Origin of the sequence: Actinophytocola xinjiangensis (assembly GCF_001921215.1) — a bacterium.
Taxonomy (GTDB): Bacteria; Actinomycetota; Actinomycetes; order Mycobacteriales; family Pseudonocardiaceae; genus Actinophytocola; species Actinophytocola xinjiangensis.
Genome location: NZ_MSIF01000013.1, coordinates 16,843 through 30,984 on the forward strand (window position 1 = coordinate 16,843; position 14,142 = coordinate 30,984).

At 71.1% G+C, this 14,142-nt stretch carries 16 protein-coding genes and 1 pseudogene; 5 read left to right on the forward strand and 12 right to left on the reverse strand.

All coding sequences use genetic code 11. The annotated features are described in order from the left end of the window. Positions 1–48: 48 nt before the first annotated feature. The gene (locus BLA60_RS24300; RefSeq protein ID WP_075135302.1) at positions 49–846 is read right to left on the reverse strand and encodes a SigB/SigF/SigG family RNA polymerase sigma factor; all 798 of its coding nucleotides are present in this window, start codon (positions 844–846) and stop codon (positions 49–51) included. Further along, positions 843–1,271 carry an ATP-binding protein gene (locus BLA60_RS24305; RefSeq protein ID WP_075135303.1) on the reverse strand — a complete coding sequence of 143 codons (429 nt, stop codon included), beginning with the start codon at positions 1,269–1,271 and terminating at the stop codon, positions 843–845. The genes BLA60_RS24300 and BLA60_RS24305 overlap by 4 nt, the downstream gene beginning before the upstream one ends. 164 nt (positions 1,272–1,435) lie before the next feature. On the opposite strand from BLA60_RS24305, the gene BLA60_RS24310 reads away from it, so the two are divergent. Beyond that, a complete protein-coding gene (locus tag BLA60_RS24310) occupies positions 1,436–1,729 on the forward strand; it encodes an iron-sulfur cluster biosynthesis protein (protein WP_075135304.1) in 294 nt (97 codons plus the stop codon). Positions 1,730–1,756: 27 nt separating this feature from the next. Here the strand turns inward: BLA60_RS24310 and BLA60_RS24315 are convergent, their stop codons facing one another. Further along, complete coding sequence (locus tag BLA60_RS24315) at positions 1,757–2,086, reverse strand: plasmid stabilization protein (RefSeq protein WP_075135305.1); 330 nt, start codon at positions 2,084–2,086, stop codon at positions 1,757–1,759. 54 nt (positions 2,087–2,140) lie between these two features. Continuing rightward, positions 2,141–3,463, reverse strand: coding sequence for a dicarboxylate/amino acid:cation symporter (locus BLA60_RS24320; protein WP_075135306.1), 1,323 nt, complete (start codon positions 3,461–3,463; stop codon positions 2,141–2,143). A gap of 295 nt (positions 3,464–3,758) precedes the next feature. On the opposite strand from BLA60_RS24320, the gene BLA60_RS24325 reads away from it, so the two are divergent. Continuing rightward, positions 3,759–4,199, forward strand: coding sequence for a pyridoxamine 5'-phosphate oxidase family protein (locus BLA60_RS24325; RefSeq protein WP_075135307.1), 441 nt, complete (start codon positions 3,759–3,761; stop codon positions 4,197–4,199). Positions 4,200–4,202: 3 nt separating this feature from the next. Here the strand turns inward: BLA60_RS24325 and BLA60_RS24330 are convergent, their stop codons facing one another. The 3 genes from BLA60_RS24330 to BLA60_RS24340 are packed head-to-tail and all read right to left on the reverse strand — an operon-like array spanning position 4,203 to position 6,291. After that, positions 4,203–4,421 carry an antitoxin gene (locus BLA60_RS24330; RefSeq protein WP_075135308.1) on the reverse strand — a complete coding sequence of 73 codons (219 nt, stop codon included), beginning with the start codon at positions 4,419–4,421 and terminating at the stop codon, positions 4,203–4,205. 53 nt (positions 4,422–4,474) lie between these two features. Further along, the gene (locus BLA60_RS24335) at positions 4,475–5,128 is read right to left on the reverse strand and encodes a response regulator (RefSeq protein WP_075135309.1); all 654 of its coding nucleotides are present in this window, start codon (positions 5,126–5,128) and stop codon (positions 4,475–4,477) included. Continuing rightward, complete coding sequence (locus BLA60_RS24340; RefSeq protein WP_075135310.1) at positions 5,116–6,291, reverse strand: sensor histidine kinase; 1,176 nt, start codon at positions 6,289–6,291, stop codon at positions 5,116–5,118. Before BLA60_RS24340 ends, BLA60_RS24335 begins: the two co-directional genes overlap by 13 nt. Positions 6,292–6,374: 83 nt before the next feature. On the opposite strand from BLA60_RS24340, the gene BLA60_RS24345 reads away from it, so the two are divergent. The 3 genes from BLA60_RS24345 (at position 6,375) to BLA60_RS24355 (ending at position 10,891) form a co-directional block, all read left to right on the forward strand. Further along, positions 6,375–7,115, forward strand: coding sequence for an ABC transporter ATP-binding protein (locus BLA60_RS24345; RefSeq protein ID WP_075135311.1), 741 nt, complete (start codon positions 6,375–6,377; stop codon positions 7,113–7,115). Next, positions 7,112–9,589 carry an ABC transporter permease gene (locus tag BLA60_RS24350; protein WP_154814553.1) on the forward strand — a complete coding sequence of 826 codons (2,478 nt, stop codon included), beginning with the start codon at positions 7,112–7,114 and terminating at the stop codon, positions 9,587–9,589. The genes BLA60_RS24345 and BLA60_RS24350 overlap by 4 nt, the downstream gene beginning before the upstream one ends. A gap of 72 nt (positions 9,590–9,661) precedes the next feature. Then, on the forward strand, positions 9,662–10,891 hold the full coding sequence (locus BLA60_RS24355) for a phospholipase D-like domain-containing protein (protein ID WP_084735231.1): 1,230 nt from the start codon (positions 9,662–9,664) through the stop codon (positions 10,889–10,891). On the opposite strand, the pseudogene BLA60_RS45685 reads toward BLA60_RS24355, so the two are convergent. The 5 genes and pseudogenes from BLA60_RS45685 to BLA60_RS24380 form a co-directional block, all read right to left on the reverse strand. Then, positions 10,876–11,055: pseudogene (locus tag BLA60_RS45685) on the reverse strand (sigma factor-like helix-turn-helix DNA-binding protein); the annotation flags it as partial. The gene BLA60_RS24355 and the pseudogene BLA60_RS45685 overlap by 16 nt on opposite strands. A 129-nt stretch (positions 11,056–11,184) precedes the next feature. After that, positions 11,185–11,949, reverse strand: a complete 765-nt coding sequence (locus tag BLA60_RS24365; RefSeq protein WP_075135315.1) for an ABC transporter permease — start codon at positions 11,947–11,949, stop codon at positions 11,185–11,187. Next, positions 11,946–12,716, reverse strand: a complete 771-nt coding sequence (locus BLA60_RS24370; protein WP_154814554.1) for an ABC transporter permease — start codon at positions 12,714–12,716, stop codon at positions 11,946–11,948. Before BLA60_RS24370 ends, BLA60_RS24365 begins: the two co-directional genes overlap by 4 nt. Beyond that, positions 12,709–13,494: an ABC transporter ATP-binding protein gene (locus tag BLA60_RS24375; RefSeq protein WP_075135317.1), complete on the reverse strand. Its 786-nt coding sequence runs from the start codon at positions 13,492–13,494 to the stop codon at positions 12,709–12,711. The genes BLA60_RS24370 and BLA60_RS24375 overlap by 8 nt, the downstream gene beginning before the upstream one ends. Further along, a complete protein-coding gene (locus BLA60_RS24380) occupies positions 13,491–14,141 on the reverse strand; it encodes an isochorismatase family protein (protein WP_075135318.1) in 651 nt (216 codons plus the stop codon). Before BLA60_RS24380 ends, BLA60_RS24375 begins: the two co-directional genes overlap by 4 nt. Position 14,142: the final 1 nt, after the last annotated feature.

A 14,142-nucleotide genomic window follows, 5' to 3' on the forward strand; every position in this document is an offset into this window, starting at 1 on the left:
GGAGGCCGAACCACCACACCGGAATCCCTTGTCACCGCCCGAAAAGGGCTACTCGGCCTCGTCCGCCAGCAGGCCCTGGCGCAGGTTCTCGAGCGTCCTCGCCAGCAGTCGTGACACGTGCATCTGTGAGATGCCAATGCGTTCGGCGATCTGGGTCTGCGTCATGTGCCGGAAGAACCGCAGCGTCAGGATCTGACGCTCCCGCTCCGGCAGCCGCTCGATCAACGGCCGCAGCGACTCGTAGTCCTCCACCCCGGCCAACGCCGAGTCGGGTTCGCCGAGGGTTTCGCCCAGCGAGTCGGAGTCGGCGTTGGGGGAGAGGGCCTCGTCGAGGGACATGGAGTGGTAGGCGTTGCCCGCCTCCAGGCCCTCGTACACCTGCTCGGGGCTCAGTTCCAGGTGTTTGGCCAGTTCGGACGGGGTCGGCGCGCGGCCGAGGCGTTGGGACAGCTCGGCGCTGGCGGAGTTGATGGCCAGGTTCAGTTCCTTGAGGCGCCGTGGCACGTGCATCGACCAGCTGGCGTCGCGGAAGTGGCGGCGGACCTCGCCCATGACCGTCGGGACGGCGAAGGACAGGAAGTCGGTTCCCCGGTCGGGTTGGAAGCGGTCGACCGCGTTGATCAGGCCCAACGTGGCGACCTGGACCAGGTCCTCGCGGGGGACACCTCTGTTGCTGAAGCGGGCGGCGATGTGCTCGGCCAGCGGCAGGTGTCCGGTCACCAGTTCGTTGCGCAGCTGACCCCGGCGCGGATCGTCCTGCGCCAGTTTCGCCATCTCGGCGAACAGGGGCGTCAGGTGCTCGTAGCCGGTGTCGTTGCCGCGCTCCGAACTCTGCGTGCCGGTCACGCCGGGCCTTCCGCACGACGTTTGGCCAGCTCGATGTGCACCAGGTTCCCGGGCCGCTCACCGCCCTGCCCGTCGCGTTCGACCCAGCTCCTGGCCTGGTCGGTGAGGGTGGTCAGTACCCGCCAGCCGAACGAGTCGCTGCTGGGCGGCACGTCGCTGTCCGAGCTGATCGTCACCCGGAAACGGATCTCGTCCTTGGAGACCGTGAACCCGCACAACAGGGTCGCGTCGACCGTCGCACGGGTGATCAGCGTCGAGCACGCCTCGTCCACCGCCAGCTTCAGGTCGGCGATCGAGTCGAGGTCGTAGTCGGCGCGCATGGCGATGCTCGCGGCAAGCGAACGGATGATCGGTAGGTTCGTGAGCTCGGCCCCGATGCGCAGCTCGATCTCGTCCGACCGGCCGGCTCCACTTCCTACGCTCATGGCGTTGCTCTACCCACAATCCTCAGCTCGAAACGTGCCCCGCGACCGGCCTGCCCGGCCGCTCGCCCAACCCACGTTAGCCCGCCCGGATCGGCGCCGCCGCACGGGCGCACCTACGGTGGGACGGGCAACGCCAGAAACAGCCGTCGAAGGAAGGAGCCACGATGTTGGCGGTTACGGAAGCGGCAGCCGAGGCGATCACCGCGCTGGCCGAACAGAGCGGCGTGCGTGACCAGGGCGGGGTGCGGTTCTCGATGCACACGGAGCAGGACTCCTCGACCGCACTGGCGCTCAGTGTGGCGGCCGCCCCGGTCGACGGCGACCAGGTGGTCACCGCCGATGCCGGGGCGAACGTGTTCCTCGAGGAGCAGGCGGCCGACTTCCTGTCGGACAAGGTGCTCGACGTGCAGCCGGACGCCGAGGGGCAGCTCAACTTCGCCGTTCTCGAACGAACCTGAGCCACCCCGCCGGTCAGGCCGGGCGGATCACCGACCCAGGGCCTTCGCCAGCTGCTTCTTGTTCATCTTCGACCGGCCAGGGATTTTCTTCTTCCTGGCCTCGTTGTAGAGCTGGTCCCTGGTCGGCCCGCCCGGTCCCAGCCGGTTGCCCGACCGCTTCCCGCCCCGGTGTTGGGGTGAGACGTCCCGGACCGAGGTCCGGCTCGCGGTCCGCGACTCACCCGACCGGGCACGGTTCTTGTTCACCGTTCGCGCCGCGATCTCCTTGGCGCGCTTGGTGCTCGCGCCCCGGCCGCGCTCGGCGTCCCGGATGGCGTCGTACTGGCGTTCACGCTTGTCGTTCCATGCCTGCGGCATCGTTTCCATCCCTTCGGAGCTGTGCCGGCCACCGGGTACCCGACGCGGGACGGATCATGCGGCGGCGAACTCCTCGTCCGCCGGAACGGGTGATCCGACGGGGGCGTTGAGCGCGTCCTCGTCGAGGATCCCGGTCGAGCGGGCGACCAGTACCGGCACGGCGATCTGGCCGGCGACGTTGGTGGCGGTGCGCATCATGTCCAGGATCGGGTTGATGGCGAACACGATCGCGATGCCGGTGGCGATCACCTCGGGCGGCAGGTTCACCGCGGCCAGCGTCAGCGTGAGCATGGTGAACCAGCCGGTGGTGCCGGCGGTCGCCAGCGAGCCGAACACCGCGACCAGCACGATCAGCACGTAGTCGCCGAAGCCGAGCGGGATGTCGAACATGTTGGCGATGAAGATGGCGGTGATCGACGGGAACACCGCGGCGCAACCGTCCATCTTGGTCGTGGTGCCGAGCGGGACGGCGAAGCTGGCGTAGCCGCGCGGCACGCCCAGGTCCACCGCGGCCTGCCGGGACAGCGGCAGCGTCGCACCCGAGGACTGCGAGACGAACGCGAACTGCAGTGCGTTCCAGGACTTGCGGAAGAACGTCACCGGGCTGATCCCGCCGACCGTGCGCAGCAGGATCGGGTAGACGACGAACAGCACGAGCGCGCAGCCCACGTACACCGCGACGATCAGCGACACCAGCGGCGCGAAGAACTCGTTGCCGTAGCTGGCGAACGCGTTGCCCAGCAGGCCCAGCACGCCGAGCGGGGCCAGCCAGATGATCCAGCCGAGCACCTTCTGGATGACACCGAACGCCGCCCGGTTGAACGACACGAACGCCTCGGCGCGCTCGCCGAGCGCGTAGGCGGCCGCGCCGACGAGCAGCGCCAGGAACACGACCTGCAGGATCTCGCCTTCGGTGAAGGCGCTGAACACGTTGCTTGGCACGATGCCCTGCACGAACGACCACCAGTCACCCTGGGCACGCTCAGCGATGTTCGCCACCGCTTCCTCCGACGGGGTGACCGCCACACCGGTGCCCAGGTTGCCGACAGTGCCGATGAGGATGCCGATGAGCACCGCGATCAGCGACGTCCCGGCGAACCACGCCACCGTGCGTCCGCCCAGCCGCGCCGCCACCCTCGGACCGCCGAGATGGCGCAGGCTGGTGATCCCGACGACGATCGCCGTGAACACCAGCGGGATGACGGTGAACTGGACGAGGCTGACGAACACCTCACCGATGCGCGCCAGGGTCGTCGCGAGCCAGGACACCTCCCCCTGCTTCGCGACGAAACCGAGGACCGCGCCGAGCACCAGGCCGGCGAGCACCGCCAGGCCGAAGTAGGTGGTGCGGCGCGAGCGGGGTGATTCCGTGGACATGCCGGCTCCTGGGGACGACGGTTCGCGGGGTCCCGGTCGGGACCGCCACCGCCGGAAACGGCAGGCCAGGGCGGGTTCTTCCCCGTCCCACGATGTGGGTCAGCCCTTGTGCCCGACGACCGGAGCACCCCGCCGACCCACCGCCGACCCACCGCCGGGGATCGCGGCCGGTTCGGGTAGGAGTCGCGTGGGTGGCGGGCACGGCCGTTCCCCAGCGACGCGGGTCCAGCGTCGGTCAGCGCGCAAGCTGTTGCGGCACCAGGATTTGACCAGAGACGCTCACTAGTCTTGCGCCATGCGAAGAGACGAGATCGCCCGGGGGATTCTCGATAGCAATTCCTTCGTGGTTCTGGCTACCGCCGACGCGGCGGGTGTGCCGTGGGTGTCGCCGGTGTGGTTCGCACAGGAGGACTACCGGGAGTTCTACTGGGTCTCGTCGCCGGACGCGCGGCACTCGCGCAACATCGCCGAGCGGCCGGAGATCGCGATGGTGGTGTACGACCCGACGGTCAAGCCCCGGCACGCCGAGGCCGTGTACATGTCGGCCACGGCCGGCGAGACCGTGCGGGGGATCGAGATCTTCTCCCGCGTGTCGCAGCGGCGCGGTCTCGCGGCCTGGGGTATGGAGCGGATCTCCGGCAACGCGCGGCTGCGCCTGTACCGCGCGGTCGCCTCCGAGTACTCCATCCTCGAACCCGCCGCCGACATCGACGGGCGGGTCTCCGTGACGCCCTGAGCGTCAGGGTTGCGGGGTGTCCGGCTTGCCGTGCTGCTTGGTCGTCGCGTTGCGGACCTTGTGCAGAGCGTTGTCGATCTTGTCGTGGTACTTGCCGTTGGTGCGCTTGTCGACGAACGCGCCGGCCTTGGAGGCCAACGCGTTGACCTTCTCGGGGTTCTTGCGGATGTAACCTCGGGCCGCCGCGGCGGTGCCGGCCAGGGCGGTGAGCTTCTTGATCATGGGCGGCGTCCTTTCTCTCTGCTCGGTCAACGGTGTACCCCGCCGGTTGGTTCCTATGCCGAGGACGTCTGCAGGTAGGTCAGCACGGCCAGGACCCGGCGGTGGCCGTGTTCACCCGGTGGTAGTCCCAGTTTGGCGAAGATGTTGCGGATGTGCTTGCTGACGGCGGTCTCGGTGACCACCAGCCGGTCGGCGATGGCCTGGTTGGCGTGGCCTTCGGCCATCAACGCCAGGACCTCGCGCTCGCGGGGGGTGAGGGCGCGGATCGGGTCGTCGGCCCGGCGGCGGACCATCAGCTGGGAGACCACCTCGGGGTCGAGCACGGTGCCGCCGGCCACCACCCGGTGCAGCGCGTCGAGGAACGTGGCGACCTTGCCGACCCGCTCCTTGAGCAGGTAGCCGACCGCCTCGGCACCGCCGGCGAGCAGGTCACCGGCGTAGCTGTCCTCGACGTAGGCGGACAGGACCAGGATCGGCAGGCCGGGGACCCGGCGTCGGGCCTCGACCGCTGCCCGCAGGCCCTCGTCGGTGAACGTCGGCGGGAGCCGGACGTCCAGGATGGCCGCGTCCGGCTGGTGGTCGGCGAGCGCGGTCACCAGGTCGTCCGGGTTGTCGACGGCCGCCGCCACGTCGATTCCCTCACTGCGCAGGAGCAACACCAGCCCCTCCCGCAACAGCGCGTCGTCCTCGGCGATCACGACCCGCATGGCAGCTCCACCCGCAGCAGCGTCGGGCCACCGGGCGGGCTGGTGACCTCGGTGCGCCCCTCGAAGGCGGCGACCCGCCGGCGGATCCCGGCCAGGCCGGTGCCGGTCGTCTCGTCGGCGCCGCCGTGGCCGTCGTCGGTGATCTCGATGGTCAGGGTGTCCTCCCTGGTCAGGGTGACGGAGGCGCGCTGCGCCCCGCTGTGCTTGGCGATGTTGGTCAGTGCCTCGGCGACCACGAAGTAGGCGGCCGACTCGACCGCCGCCGGGGCGCGCAGCGGGCCGAGGGTGGTCAGCGCGCAGGGGACCGGGCAGCGGGCGATCAGCCCGGCGATGGCGCCGTCGAGTCCCCGTTCGGCCAGGACCGGCGGGTAGATGCCGCGCACGACGTCGCGCAGCCCGCTGAGGGCGTCGGTGGCGGCGTCCTGGGCGCGCAGGACCAGCGGCAGGGCGTTGTCCGGATCGCGGCGCAGCTCCCGCTCGACGATGCCCAGATGCATCGCCACGGCGACCAGCTTGTTCTGGGTGCCGTCATGCAGATCGCGCTCGATCCGGCGCAGTTCGGCGCCGTGCGCCTCCAGCGCCGCGGCGCGGCTGGCGGTCAGCTCGGCGACCCGCTGGGCCAACCGGGCGCCGGTCGGAACAGCGAGAATCCGGCCGGCCGTCCGACCGAACACCCCGGTGATCCACGGCGTGACGGTCAGCGCGAGCACGGCGTAGACGACCGCCATCAGCGGCATGGTCGCCGCGACACCCCAGGACGTGACCGGATAGGGGGAGGCGATCGGGTCGTCGGCCGGGAACAGCCACCAGAAGGTCGGGACCAGCAGCGCGTTGACCGAGGCCAGCGGCAGCGCCAGCACGAACAGACTGACGACCGTGTTGGCGACGGCGTGCCAGGGCAGCCAGAGGAGATTCCGTCGGGTCACCGGATCCCGGAGGGTCGGCTCGGTGACCTCCGGGACGGGCGCCCCGATCCGGAGCCGCTCGTGGTTGGCGAGGGCGTGCAGAACAGGGGCGCCGGGCAGGATCCGCCCCGGATTGACCAGGGCGAGGAGGGTGGCGAAGACGCTGAGGGGGAGCAACGTGAGGGCGGCGAAGCCGGTCGCCAGGCCCGGAGCCAGCTGGCGCGTGGACAGCCAGAGGGTCGTGAGGCGGTGGCGCATGGGGCCAGGGTAGTGCTGGGTATACCACCAACCAGGTAGCCAGCGGGATCGTCACCCGGCCCCGACCTTCCTAGGTTTGCCGCATGACCATGACAACGACCGCCGCCGTGGGGCTGACCGAGGTGTCCAAGGTGTACGGGTCCGGTCCCGGAGCGGTCACCGCCCTCGACAAGGTGACGGTCTCCCTGTCCCGGGGGACGTTCACCGCCATCATGGGGCCTTCCGGCTCGGGGAAGAGCACCTTTCTGCACTGTGCCGCCGGTCTGGACCGGCCCACCCACGGCACCGTCCGCCTGGGGGACATCGATCTCACCGGTCTGCGGGAGCGGGCCCTGACCGAGCTCCGCCGTTCACGGGTGGGGTTCGTGTTCCAGGCCTACAACCTCGTCCCGTCGCTGACCGTGCGGCAGAACATCGAGTTGCCGCTCGTGCTGGGGGCCGCCGCGCCGGAGGCCGGGTGGCTCCAGCACGTGGTCACGACGGTGGGGCTCGCGGACCGCCTGGGGCATCGGCCGGCGGAGTTGTCGGGCGGTCAGCAGCAGCGGGTGGCGATCGCGCGGGCGTTGGTGACCCGGCCGGAGGTGGTGTTCGCCGACGAGCCGACCGGGGCGTTGGACACGCGGACCGGGCGGCAGGTTCTGGAACTGCTGCGGGCGGTGGTGCGCACGACCGGGCAGACGGTGGTGATGGTGACGCACGATCCGGGCGCCGCCTCGTTCGCCGACCGGGTGGTGTTCCTGGCCGACGGGCGGCTGGCGGGGGCGCTGGAGTCGCCGACCGCCGCTGCCGTCGCGGAGCGGATGACCGGGTTGGGGGAGTGGTGAGGCGGTTCACGCTGGCCTCCCTGCGGTATCGCGCGGGGAGCTTTGTCGCGGTGTTCGTGGCGGTGCTGTGCGCCAGCGCCCTGCTGACGGCGTTGGGGGTGTTGTTCGAGTCGGGGTTGCGCGCCGGTGTGGCGCCGCAACGCTATGGGGGCGCCTCGGTGGTGGTCGGTGGGGCGCAGGCGTTGCCGGTGGTGGAGGACCTTGACCTGCCGTTCGCCGAGCGGGTGCCGTTGCCGGCCGAGGCCGTCGCGCGGGTCGCGGACGTCGCGGGGGTGGAGCGGGCCGTGGGGGAGACCTCCGTGCCGGTGACCGTCGCGGGGGTGGCGGGGGCCAGGGGGTTCGGGTGGAGCTCGTCGGTGTTGACGCCGTTGTCGGTCGCGGACGGGGACGTCCCGGACGCGCCGGGCGAGGTGGTGGTCGACCGGGAGCTGGCCGGGCGGGCGGGGGTCGCGGTCGGCGACCGGCTGCCGGTGGCGATCGGCGGGGAGCCGGGCCGGTACACGGTCGTCGGGGTCGCTGATCCGCCGGCGGGGGTGACCCTGGGGCGTGAGCCGGCGTTGTTCTTCGCCGACGACGTGGCGCGGGAGCTGTCGGGGCGACCTGACCAGGTGGACGTCGTCGGCGTGGTGGCCGACGGGGATCCGGACGAGCTGGCGGCGCGGATCACCGCCGCACTGTCCGACCTGGACATCGTTGCCCACACCGGTGACGACCGGGGGGACGTGGAGTTCCTGGACGTCGGATCGGTGCGGTCGCAGCTGGTGGTGTTGACGCTGGCGTTCGCCGGGACGGCGATGATGATCGTGATGCTGGTGGTCGCCGGCACGCTCGGGCTGGCCGTGCGGCAGCGGCTGCGGGAGTTGGCGTTGCTGCGGGCGGTGGCGGCCACGCCCCGGCAGATCCACCGGATGCTGGGCGCCGAGATCCTGTGGGTCGCCGGTGTCGGGGCGGTGCTCGGCGCGGGGCCGGGGTTCGCGGTGGCGTTCGCGTTGCGGTCGGCGTTCGCGTCGGCGGGGCTGGTGCCGGCCGACTTCGGGTTGGCGATCGGCCCGTTGCCGGCGGTGGCGGCCGTGCTGCTGGTGGTGGGCACCTCGCGGGCGGCCGGGTACTTCGCCGCGCGGCGGCCGGCGCGGATCGATCCGGTGTCGGCGTTGCGGGAGGTGTCGGTCGAGCCTCCGGCGTTGCCCCGGTGGCGGGTGGTGGTCGCGTGGGTGACCGGGGCCCTGTGGTTGGGGACCTCGGTGGTGCCGCTGTTCCTGCCGGGGGAGGCGGCGGTGGCCGGGGCCGCCGGGTCGGCGCTGTTCGGGGTGGTCACGATCCTGTTGTGCGGGCCGGTGGTCGTCGCCGGCGCGGTGCGGCTGGCCGGGCCGGTGCTGGCGCGGATCTCGCCGGTGGCCGGGCATCTGGCGGTGGCCAGTGTGTCGACGAACACCCGGCGGCTGGCCGGGGTCGTCACGCCGTTGGTGCTGGCGGTGACGATGGCGTCGGTCCAGGTCTTCACGCAGACGACGGTGGCGGCGGCCGCCGCCGAGCAGGCCGACGCCGGTGTCGTGGCGGACTACGTGGTCACCGGGGCCGCCGGGGTGGGCCCGGCGGTGGTCGACGCGGTGCGGCGGGCGCCGGGGGTGAGCGCGGTGACGCCGGTGGTGCGCAGCCAGGTGTTCGCGCCCCACGGGCGGGAGGTGGCGACGTTCGCCGCCCAGGGCGTGTCGCCGGACGGGCTGGCCGAGACGATGGACCTCGATCCCCGGGAGGGGGACCTGTCGGCGCTGCGCGGGGAGTCGGTGGCGTTGAGCGTGACCGCCGCCGGGACGTTGGGTGCCGACGTCGGGTCCACTGTGGACCTTCGGTTGGGCGACGGTGCGGCCGTGCGGGCCTCGGTCGTCGCGGTCTACGGGCGGGGGCTGGGACTGGGCGAGGTGACGCTGCCGCACGACCTGCTGGCCGCCCACACGACGTCCCGGCTGGACCACTCGGTGCTGGTGTCCGGGTCGGCCGCGCCGGTGCTGTCCGGGTTCCCGGGGATCGAGGTCCTCGACCGGGCGTCGCTGGCGGCCGCCGGGCAGGACGGCCGCGACACCCAGTCGTGGACGAACCTGATCGCGCTGGTGGTGATCCTGGCCTACCTGGCCATCGCCGTGGTGAACACGTTGGTGATGGCCACGGCGGCGCGGGGGCGGGAGTTCGCGTTGTTGCGGCTGGTGGGGACCCGGCGGGTGCAGGTGGTGCGGATGATGCGGGTGGAGGCGTCGCTGGTGGTGGTGACGGCCGTGGTGGTGGGGACGGTGGCGGCCGTGCCGCCGCTGATGGGGATGAGTCTGGGGTTGACCGAGTCGGTGGTGCCCTCGGTTCCCGCGCTGGTGTACCTGGGGATCGTGGGGGTGGCCGCGGTGTTGGGGATCGGGTCGGTGGCGGTGCCCACCCGGGTGGCGTTGCGGGCACGGCCGGTCGAGGTGATCTCCGAGCGGGCGTGACGGTTGACCTCTGTCGGAAAGTAAGGGAATACTGCGCCGGTTGGTCAATTCTGAACCTTGGAGTGGTCGGGCATGAAGGTGTTGGTGATCGGAGCACTGGTGGCCGGGGTTCTGCTGGCGCCGCCGGCGCCGACCGGGCACGCGGCCGAGATCGTCGAGGCGGGGGACGTCGGCGTCGCCGTGTCCTCGACCAGGGCCACGATCGCCAACCGGCCGGTGTGGGCGCACTTCTCCAACCCCCGCAACGGAAGCGACTACACCATCGTCAACGAGCTGCGCCGGCTCATCCAGCGCACGCCGTCCGGGGCGCGGATCCGGGGGGCCATCCACTCCATCAGCATCGACGGCGTCGCCGACGACCTGGTGAAGGCCAAGAACCGAGGCGTCAGCGTCCAGGTGGTGATCGACGGGAAGAACGCGTCCTCCACCGACCCGTCGGTCGCCGCGCTGAAGAAACTGAGCCACAAGTTCTGCACCAACTCCAACGGCGGGACGGGGTGCGTCTCCACCAGCCCGGACGGTGACATGCACACCAAGATGTTCACCTTCAGCCGGACGGTCGACCCCGCCGGCACGGCCCGCAACCACGTCTCCTGGTTCGGGTCGTCGAACCTGACCTACTCCACCGGGCCGCAGTCGTTCAACAACGCGATCACCGTGTACGGCGCCGAGTCGCTGATGGACGGACTGAACGCCAACTTCAACGACATGTACGCCCGCCGGCACTACGCCAACAACGACTACTACGACTCCGCCTCCCAGCGCGGCTACTACATGGCCCTGCCGGCCGACGTCTACGCCTCGCCGGAACGGGCCGGGCAGACCGACACCATCGTCACCCGGCTCGACGACGTGACACCCGACGCCAACTGCCGGCTGCGGATCGGGATGGCGAGCGTGACCTCCGGGCGCCCCAAGCTCGTCGAGGAGGTCAAGCGGTACCGGCGGGCCGGGTGCTGGGTGTGGATGGTCGTCGGTGGCGACGCCTCCAAGGGGATCAGCATGAGCAAGGGCGTCTACGACGAACTGCTCGGCGCCGGTGTGAAGATCCGCCGGATGAACAAGGTGCACGACAAGTACTTCGCCCTGTACGGCAAGTTCGGCAGCACCTACCGCTACCGCGTGTACACCGGCTCGCAGAACTGGACCCAGGACGCCCTCAACGAGAACGAGGAGCTGTTCGTCAAGATGGGCTGGGAGACCGGCGCGACCCACCCGCTGTACACCGGGTACATGAACCACTTCAAGGACGCCTACAACTACGGCATCACCTGCTCGAAGGCCAACTACCCCTGCAAGTGAGCGCGCAGCCGGTTCAGCGCACGGTGTTGGGCGATGCGCACCGCCGCGGGAGCCATGCCCAACCGGTGCGCGGTCTCGGCCGCCGACAGCCCGACCACGACGCGCAACCGGATGATCTCGCGCTGTCGTGGGGAAAGGACCTCCAGCCCGCCCCGGGATCTGTCGTGGTCCCCGCACTCGTTCGTCATCATCGTCTCGTCCTCTCGACGGTGAGAGGAACGTGACGACGTGACGGGCATGACGCCACCGGGAGCGGTAATGCGCCGAACGGCGCAGGGGTCGCGCCGCTCGGGCTACACGGTGCCGCGCATGCGGCGGCTGACCGACGTCTCGGCCCGGGTGACGATCCAGTTCACCGCGAACCCGAGGATGCCGGCGATCGTGAGCAACCCGTACACCTGGGCGGAGAGGAACCCGGCCTGGGCCGCCCCGAGCGCTGCTCCCAGACCGTTGACCCGGGTGACGATCTCCACCAGCAGCGTGATGATCAGCGCCAGCGGCGCGGCGACCCGCACGCCCAGCAGCACGGCCGGGGTCAGCGCCGGGGTGAGGATCTTGGTCGTGCGGTGCCAGGTGGACAGTCCGAGCGTGCGCGGGGTGTCGAGCAGGACCGGACTGAGCGTGCGCCGGGCCGTGCGGCAGGTCAGCAGGATCGGCCAGGTCGCCGGCAGCACCACCACGACCAGCTTCATCTGCGTCGTGTACCCGAGCACCAGCGCGGCCACCGGCACCAGCGAGGCCGCCGGCAGCGCCCGCAGGAACTCCAGGCTGGGCGACAGTGCCCGGTCGACCGAGCGGCTGGCGCCGACCAGGGTGCCCACGATCGCCCCCAGCGCGGTGGCGATCGCCAGGCCGAGGACGAACGTCAGCGACGTCTGACCGATGGCCGGCAGCAGCTTGTCGGCGTCGATCAGTGGCTGGATGCCGTCGATCCAGGTCGAGGGCGGCGGGAAGTACGGCGAGGCCGGGTCGCCGACCAGCTCCCAGATCACCAGCAGTGCGACCAGCGGCAGCAGTCCCCGGATCGGGGTGCCGCCGCGTTCCTTCTTGGCTTTCATGACGAAACCTCCCCGGAGGACGCCATCTGCCCGCGGAAGGCGAGCCGGGCCGCGCCCATCACGAGTGCGTTGAGGATGATGCCGGTGACCCCGATGACGAACACCGCCGCGAACATCTGGCCCGGCTGCAACGCCTGACCCTTCTCCACCAGGAGGAAGCCGAGACCGGCCGGGTTGCCGACCATCTCGGCGACCAGGGTCAGCACCAGCGACACCGACAGGCCCAGCCGCAGGCCGACCACGATCATCGCGGTCGCGCCGGGCAGCCGGATCTTCCACAGCACGGCCGCGCGGGACAGCCGCAGCACCGCGCCGGACTCCAGCATCCTCGGCTCGGTGCGCATGCCGCTGATCGTGTTCAGCAGGATCGGCCACAGCGCCGCGTAGAAGGCGACCATGATCTCGGTCTGCACGGAGAACCCGAACAGCAGGACCGCGACCGGCACGAACGCCACGATCGGCAGCGCCCGCAACGCCTCCAGGCTCGCCATCGAGTACATCCACACCGGACGGACCAGGCCGAGGACCGACCCGGCGGCCACGCCGGCCAGCGCCGCCAACGCCCACCCGCTCAGCGCCGCGAACAGCGTGTGCCCGAGCGCCTCGCCCAGCTCGCCGGAGGAGACCAGCTCGCCGAGGCCCTGCGCGACGACCGTCGGCGGCGGCAGGTACGCGAAGTCCAGGATGGACGTGCGGACCAGCAGCTCCCAGAGCCCGAGCGCCAGCACGAACACCGCGGCGCCCAGGACGTTGATCCGCCTAGCCACGGGCCGGTTCACCCACCGTGTGGCCGAGCGCCTCGTACACCCGGTGCCGCAGCTCCAGGTAGTCGGCGCGTTCCTTGGTGGAGATCTGGTGGCGCGGGCGGGGCAGCGGGATGTCCAGCGTCAGCCCGATGTCGGCCGGGCTGCCGTTGAGCACGACCAGCCGGTCGGACAGGTACACCGCCTCCTCCACGTCGTGGGTGACGAACACGATCGTGGTCTCGGTCAGCGACTGCACCTGCTGGAGCTGGTCCTGCAACGACGCCTTGGTCATCGCGTCCAGCGCGCCGAACGGCTCGTCCATCAGCAGGACCCGGGGCCGGGTGGCCAGCGCCCTGGCGATCTGCACGCGCTGCTGCATGCCGCCCGACAGGCGCCACGGGTACTCGTCGGCCCGTTCCAGCAGGCCGACCATGGTCAGCGCCTCGTCGACCCGCTCGTCGCGTTCGGCCCTGCCCAGGCGTGCCTCGATGCCCAGGGCGACGTTGCGCCGCACGGTCCGCCACGGCAGCAGCGAGTGCGCGTAGTCCTGGAACACGGTGACCACGCCGTCGGGCGGGCCCTGGATCGGGGTGCCGTCGCAGCGGACCTCGCCGCCGGTGGCCGGCAGCAGCCCGCCGAGGACCCGCAGCAGCGTGGTCTTGCCGGAGCCCGACGTGCCCAGGATCGACACGAACTCGGCCTTGGCGACGGACAGGTTCACCCCTGCCAGGATGTTCACCGCGCCGGACGCGCCGGGCAGCGTGACCTCCAGGTCCGTGCAGGAGATGGTCGGTGTCATCGTGTTCCCATCAGTTCGTTCGCCCGCGCGGTGTCCACGACGGACCCGTACTTGACCTCGATGTCGAACAGGTTCGCCGCGTGCGCGAACGGCGACCGGTCGAAGCAGGCATCCTCGGCGACCAGTACCCGGTAGCCGTGGGACGCGGCGTCGACGACGCTGGCCCGCACGCAGCCGGAGGTGGTGGTGCCCGCGACGATCAGCGAGTCGATCCGGTGGCGGGTCAGGTAGGTCAGCAGCGGCGTGCCGAAGAACGCGCTGGCCTTGGCCTTGTGCACCACGTACTCGTCCTCGCGCGGGGTGAGTTCGGGTGGGAACGGCGCGCCGTGCACCAGCCGGGCGGTGTCCCGGTCCTGGCTCAGCTTCACCGCCCCGCCGACGAACTCGGCGTCGGCCGGGGAGCCGGCGGTGAGCACGCGGGGGATCCCGCGTGCCCGTGCCGTCTCCAGCAGCGAGACGATCGCGGGCAGCCGGTCCCAACCGACCTGCCCGCACCCGGTCGGGTAGCTGGTGTCGATGAACGACAGGGTCACGTCGATCACCAGCAGGCAGGGTCGTTCGCCGAGCTCGACCTCGCTGCCGAAACCGCTTGCCCGCAACCGTTCCAGCTCCCCGGACGGGACGAACTCGTCCCACACCGCAGTCATG